Source organism: Microcystis sp. LE19-10.1B, from assembly GCF_027530565.1.
GTDB lineage: Bacteria > Cyanobacteriota > Cyanobacteriia > Cyanobacteriales > Microcystaceae > Microcystis > Microcystis aeruginosa.
On sequence record NZ_JAPZQM010000578.1, the window covers coordinates 1 to 6,167 of the forward strand.

General features: G+C 40.7%; 5 protein-coding genes and 1 pseudogene. 2 read left to right on the forward strand and 4 right to left on the reverse strand.

The window, feature by feature from the left end; all coding sequences use genetic code 11:
• Nucleotides 1–493 precede the first annotated feature (493 nt).
• Nucleotides 494–904: a VOC family protein gene (locus O9332_RS21010; protein WP_043998997.1), complete on the forward strand. Its 411-nt coding sequence runs from the start codon at nucleotides 494–496 to the stop codon at nucleotides 902–904.
• On the opposite strand, the gene O9332_RS21015 is transcribed toward O9332_RS21010, so the two are convergent.
• On the reverse strand, nucleotides 871–2,055 hold the full coding sequence (locus tag O9332_RS21015; RefSeq protein WP_288027243.1) for a class I SAM-dependent rRNA methyltransferase: 1,185 nt from the start codon (nucleotides 2,053–2,055) through the stop codon (nucleotides 871–873). The genes O9332_RS21010 and O9332_RS21015 overlap by 34 nt on opposite strands.
• Before the next feature lie 186 nt (nucleotides 2,056–2,241).
• Between O9332_RS21015 and O9332_RS21020 the strand changes: the two genes are divergently transcribed.
• Nucleotides 2,242–3,036: an MlaE family lipid ABC transporter permease subunit gene (locus O9332_RS21020; RefSeq protein WP_012264655.1), complete on the forward strand. Its 795-nt coding sequence runs from the start codon at nucleotides 2,242–2,244 to the stop codon at nucleotides 3,034–3,036.
• A 115-nt stretch (nucleotides 3,037–3,151) separates the two neighbouring features.
• On the opposite strand, the gene O9332_RS21025 is transcribed toward O9332_RS21020, so the two are convergent.
• The 3 genes and pseudogenes from O9332_RS21025 to O9332_RS21035 all read right to left on the reverse strand — a co-directional run.
• On the reverse strand, nucleotides 3,152–4,504 hold the full coding sequence (locus O9332_RS21025; protein ID WP_002758501.1) for a TIGR03279 family radical SAM protein: 1,353 nt from the start codon (nucleotides 4,502–4,504) through the stop codon (nucleotides 3,152–3,154).
• A gap of 24 nt (nucleotides 4,505–4,528) precedes the next feature.
• Nucleotides 4,529–4,711, reverse strand: coding sequence for a DUF4164 family protein (locus tag O9332_RS21030; protein ID WP_002758502.1), 183 nt, complete (start codon nucleotides 4,709–4,711; stop codon nucleotides 4,529–4,531).
• Between the two features lie 852 nt (nucleotides 4,712–5,563).
• A pseudogene (locus tag O9332_RS21035) lies at nucleotides 5,564–5,902 on the reverse strand (Rpn family recombination-promoting nuclease/putative transposase); the annotation flags it as partial.
• Between the last annotated feature and the right edge of the window lie 265 nt (nucleotides 5,903–6,167).

A 6,167-nucleotide genomic window follows, 5' to 3' on the forward strand; every position in this document is an offset into this window, starting at 1 on the left:
TCAGGGGGTCAATTACCTAATTTTCAGGGAAAAAGTCCCGGAATTTTCCCCCCAATCACTCCAAAGGTCGGCACTTTTTGAGGGAAAACAAGTCTAAAAACCCTATCCAACAAGGTTTTTAGATTTATTCAGCAAACCCTACATAAGTAGCGAAGCAATCGAGGGATAGATGGATAGGTTAGGGTGCATGGGATTTTTCCTCCTTCAAAGCGCACTCTTGAACCCACGGTAACAGTTGTCTTTACAAACAGCAATCTTTTTTAACACTTTTTCCCCAAAATCACTCGATCGGATGAACGCTCAGGGTGATCCTCGATCGGATGGAAACCCCAGGGGACTTGCAGATATAGGTATTTTAAAGAGCTTAATACCGAGGGAGATAGAAAGTCTGGCAATGGACGCGACTACTATTGGCAGTACAAGGGACTTGACATCTTCACCGCACTGAAGTAGATCTTTTGGGCAATCTCCCCTCTCCTAATCCCCAACCCCAATGAATAACCCCCCCGATAGTCCATTCAATTACACAGAGGCTTTTATTGCCCTAGGCACGAGTAATTTTGATCGCTCGGTGCAGTTTTATCGTCAACTGTTGCAACAGGAACCAAACCCCTACCTTGCCCACGTTTATGCGGAATTTAGGCTGATTAACCTTAAATTAGGTCTTTTTTGCCCTAAAGAGTCCCACAGAGACGAATTTAGCGATTCTAGGGGCAGTGGCATGAGCATTTGTTTCGAGGTGGAGAGTCTCGAAAAAGCCCTCGAGCATTGGAGCGAAATCGGCTATGGTGCTAGGGGAGAAATTAGCCAGGCTTCCCACGGTCCGGAAATCTACATCTATGATCCGGATGGTAATCGTTTAATTTTCCATCAATCCACCGCTAAAACCAATCCTTTCAGGTAGGAACCTTCCGAGTGATAGATACTGGTGGGATGGTCTGCCGGTTGGCTTAAACGTGCTAAAATTCGCACTGGGCGAGCCGATTCAATGGCGGCAGCCATGACAGCCCCCTGAAAATGTTCTTCGTTAACCACTTGGGAACAGGAAAAGGTGAAAATAATACCTTGGGGGCGAATTTTCTGGAAAGCTTGGTAATTTAATCTTTTATAAGCCATAACCGCCTGATGACGGGATTGGATACTTTTGGCAAAAGCGGGGGGATCGAGGACAATCAGATCGTAATCCTCCTGACAGTCGCGCAGGAAGTTAAAAACATCGGCGCTGTAGGATTGATGGGGAACTTCACCGAGATTATTCAGGGCGATATTTTTTTCGGTAAGATCGATCGCACCGTGGGAACTATCAACGGAATGGACTAGGGCAGCCCCCGCTTGCATAGCATAGACGGAAAAGCCGCCAGAGTAAGAAAAAGTATTTAAAACCCGTTTATTCTGACAATATTGGGCTAATATTGCTCTATTTTCCCTTTGATCGAGGAAAAATCCCGTTTTTTGTCCCTTTTCCCAATCAATAATAAAGCGATGGCCGGATTCTAACACCTCATTGCCGTTTTTTTGACCAAATAAGTATTTATTCTCAGAGATATGGGCGCTTTTCGCCAAAACTGCGGCACTTTTATCGTAAACTGCCCGTAAATTGTCAGCGTAGATAGTTTTCAGACAATCGACAATCAGATCGAGACGTTGGTATAAAGCTAGAGAATAAGCTTGAATAACCGCCGTGCCATTGTACCAATCGACGATTAAACTGGGTAAACCGTCTCCTTCCGCGTTAATTAAGCGATAACAGTTAGTTTTCGGGTTATCCACTAAACCGATTTGTTGCCGCAGCTGATAGGCATTCTGGAATTTTTCGAGAAATAATTGAGCAATATCGCTGACTTTTTGGAAAGAAAGAATTTTAACGGCAATATTGCTAGGATTATACAGTCCAGTGGCTAGATATTCGCCTCGATCGCTATAAACCTCAACGATAGCACCCTCTTTGACTTCTCCCTCCATCTCTTTAATCGCCCCAGAAAATATCCAAGGATGGAATCGTTTAACAGCATCAATTTTATGGTTTCTCAGGATAATTTTCGCTAAATCTGGCATGGATAAAGAATCAGGGTTGATAGCTGACGGCTACTAGATAATTCTATTATCCCCTGCCAGCAGCACAAAACCATGGTTTGTTATCCCTCGATCGAGTGGCATCAAAGCAAGTCCCAACAATCGAGGGATAATCAGAGGGAATTCTCGCCTATAATAAGTTAGATTTTAGCGATAGTCCCTCGACAAATGCCAAGAAAAAGTGATGCTGCCGGTGGTTTAAGTTTATGGTTTCAGCGTTTGGGGGCTGCCGGTTTGTTAGCGGGACAAACTTTTTTACATATTCTTAATGGCAAAATCCACCGGCGTAATACTCTGGAACAAATGAGTATTGTGGGGCCAGAATCCTTGACAATTGCCCTAATTACTGCTGCTTTTGTGGGTATGGTTTTCACTATTCAGGTAGCCAGAGAATTTATTTTTTTTGGGGCGGGTAGTTTTGTTGGGGGAGTCCTTTCCTTGGCTTTAACAAGAGAATTAGCCCCGGTTTTAACCGCGGTGGTGGTGGCGGGGAGAGTTGGCTCGGCTTTTGCCGCCGAAATTGGTACAATGCGAGTAACAGAACAAATTGACGCTTTATATATTTTAAAAACCGATCCGATCGATTATTTGGTCATTCCCCGGGTGATTGCCTGTAGTTTAATGTTACCGCTGCTCACTATTATCTCTTTAGTCACGGGATTACTCGGTGGTTTATTTATTTCCGATAGTCTTTACGGTATTTCCTATTCCCTATTCTTACAATCAGCCCAAAATTTTCTGGAAACATGGGATTTAATTAGTTCTATGTTAAAGTCCCTAATTTTTGGGGTTTTAATTGCTATTATCGGTTGCAGTTGGGGTTTAACCACCACCGGCGGTGCTAAAGGAGTTGGTCAATCTACTACCACGGCTGTGGTAACTTCTTTGTTAGCGATTTTTGTGGCTAATTTTTTCCTCTCTTGGCTGATGTTTCAAGGGACAGGCAATGCGGAGCTAGGCTAAGACAGTAATCAGTAATCAGTAATCAGTGCCAAGAAAACGGCAATTTTCTACTTAATACCGCTCACTAAAAACTCAAATCTGATCACCGATTACTGATAATTGTCTATTCTCAAGATTAGGATTTGTTCAAGGGATTGAGAGTGAGACAAGTTTTAATTAATTCCTCCACTCCCAGGACTGGATAAATAGGGACTCCTAACTGATTAATAACAGTTTCTAGGGTGAAATCATCTAAAAATACCGCTTCCCCATGCTTGAGCATTAGGGAGGGTAATAAAACCCCATCCCCAAGATTTTTACCTTGTAATCCTTTGAGAATATCTTGCCCGGTTAATAAACCCGTAACCGTGATTTCCTGTCCCCAATAATCACTATTTAAAGCCACTAATTCCACGGTTAAACCCTGCACCTTATTTAACTGTTTAACTAGGGGTTGAAAAGCTTGTTCTACCGCATTTCCCACCACCCATACCAACCGTCTAGAGGGAGTAATTTGAGCAGGTAATAACTTCTTGGCTGTCTTCTGAAACTCCCTAATAAATTGACGAATCGAGCCAACTCCGTTACCGATTTGGGGATAGTCTTCGTAGTGAGATTGAGGTGGTAAATCGACTCGGGCAATTAAAAACCATTCATCGGCTAACCATACCACATTACTGCCCAATTCTTGACAAAATTGTTTCTGTAAAGTTTGGACTTGTTCGATCACTTCTCGCGCTTTTTCTTGGCTAACGGGAATTAATTCATCTTCTTGGGGACGAAAGCGGGTTAATCCCACGGGAACTACGGCAATCGACTCCACACAGGGAATATCTCCCCGATGAAAAGAAACCAGATCTAACAGGGTTCTTTCGAGATGAATTCCATCATTAATATTGGGACAAACTACCACTTGGGCATGAATTTGTAATTGTCTGGCTTGTAGCCATTTTAAATGATCTAAAATTTGACCGGCGCGGGGATTTTTTAAGAGACGAATTCTCAGATCGGGTTCCGTGGCATGAACGGACACAAAAAGCGGTGAGATTCGCATCTTTTCGATCCGCTGCCATTCTTTTGAGGTGAGATTAGTTAAGGTTAAATAACTGCCATAGAGAAAACTTAAGCGATAGTCATCATCTTTATAGTATAAAGTTTCTCTTTTGCCCTCTGGTTGTTGGTCGATAAAGCAAAAAGGACATTTATTATTACACTGAATTAAGCCATCAAAAAGGGCAGTTTCAAACTCTAAACCTAAGTCTTCATGATAATCTTTTTCGATTTCTATCCGGTGAGTTTTGCCCTGACTATCAAGCACTTCTAGGGTTAAAAATTCATCGGCACATAAAAATTGATAATCGATTAAGTCCCGGGGACGATTACCATTGATAGAGAGGAGCGCATCCCCGATTTCAAAACCCACCTCGGCGGCGATCGAATCTGGGATGACACCACTAATTTTAGCTGGACGAATAGTTAATTCACTCATATTTTTAGGTCGCCATCCAATTATTTAACTGCATTTCCCAGAGAGTCTTTGGCTACATCTCACTTTTGTCAACCGTTCTTCTATCTTATCAAATCTCTTATCTACCTGATCAAATCTCTCATCGATCCGTTTTTCCAGAGAGTCGATTTTCCCCTCAATCCTTGTCAGAACTGCTTCTAGGGAATCAGTGACGGTTTCGTTAGCCATTTTCTCTCTCCTTTATCTCTTCTGGATTCACCATCGTGATCTCAATATCAGTATCGCTGATTTTTGCCTCCAAGTTTCAATCCCTATTAGGGGTTAAGATTAATTGGAACTACCTTTTCTTGGAATCACTTGTATTTTTTGCATGACTTTTATTTAAATAAAGTTAAAAATATTATAGCACCAACAAAAAAGTAAGTAATTAATACTCAAATACTAAGATTGGTTTAATAATCTTAATAGTTATAACGTACATAATTTAAAAATGTTATAAAAAATTTTCAGTAAAAATACAATAAGGCGTTGTGGAATATTTGTATTAGTTTTGAAGTTGTATATGATTAAAGCTTTGTCCACATTTTTGTTGGTTGCCATGCAGTAAGCAGTAATAGCTAGTCCAGTTAATACTCTCACTGGATCTATGACAATATTTAAACAAGTAATGCCAATTAATAATCAATGGCAAGAACGTAGGTTGGGTTGAAGCATGAAACCCAACGCCCGATTATGTTACGCTACCGCTAACCCATCCTACAAATAATTGTGCCTCCCTACTTAATGCCAATTAATAATCAATGGCAAGTCGGTAGTCCGTGTATAGCAACTGGCGGATTTACGGATATATACAAAAATGGGACAATTGTTTTAAGAAATACTGATAATCAAATAGTGGCAGTCAGCGAATTAGAAGAAGGCAGATTAGGAATAATTTTGTCTTATTGGGTTTGTACTTTTGATTTCTCTTTAGCTACAGAAGACTTGAGAGATTTTCGGGGTTGCCGATTTTTACTTGATGGCTACCGGCAAAAGATAGCCACCAGCAATTGTATCAATTTGTCAAAGTTTGAACCTTTCCTATTCCCTTTGAGTTGCTTGTCTAACCTGTTCGATATCTAATTCTAAAGCTTGTGCTATCTGTTCAAAGTTTAATCCTAATGCCAATAAACGAGGAATAGAGGCTAATTTTGCTGCTAATTCGCCTTCTTGTCGGCCCTCCTCTCTACCTTCCTCTAAAGCTTCCTGATACACTTTAGTTTGTTTTAAATCACTTAAACTAAACATCGCTTCTATCTCCTTTCTACTGACTTGGGGTAACTTATAAACCAAGATTGTCTCTATCAATTCTAAAAGTTCTTGCTGTTGTTTGAGATTAGGGAATTCTTCTCTAATCCGTGGAATTAATTGTTTTCCCTGCCATCAAATCATTACAGATATGCCAATAATCCCAGATGATAGAGAATAGATATTTCCGAAAATTAAATATGCGTAATCTGAAACCCTTGGTAGGGACAATTCATGAATTGTCCCTACATTTTTGGGTTCTTCGTTACTTGGTATGGTTCGATAGGGGGGCATAAATCGACTAAATCCTTATCTGGTAAGAGACTTAATTGATTAGTTCGCTCTAGATAAAAAACAATTGACAAAAATCGCTAAATGCCTTTCTATATAAGGGTTA

What these genes read in the sequence shown, in the direction of transcription:
- O9332_RS21030 (WP_002758502.1), bottom strand. Translation starts at nt 4,711, where the DNA reads ATGGCTAACGAAACCGTCACTGATTCCCTAGAAGCAGTTCTGACAAGG.
- O9332_RS21020 (WP_012264655.1), top strand. Translation starts at nt 2,242, where the DNA reads ATGCCAAGAAAAAGTGATGCTGCCGGTGGTTTAAGTTTATGGTTTCAG.
- O9332_RS21025 (WP_002758501.1), bottom strand. Translation starts at nt 4,504, where the DNA reads ATGAGTGAATTAACTATTCGTCCAGCTAAAATTAGTGGTGTCATCCCA.
- O9332_RS21010 (WP_043998997.1), top strand. Translation starts at nt 494, where the DNA reads ATGAATAACCCCCCCGATAGTCCATTCAATTACACAGAGGCTTTTATT.
- O9332_RS21015 (WP_288027243.1), bottom strand. Translation starts at nt 2,055, where the DNA reads ATGCCAGATTTAGCGAAAATTATCCTGAGAAACCATAAAATTGATGCT.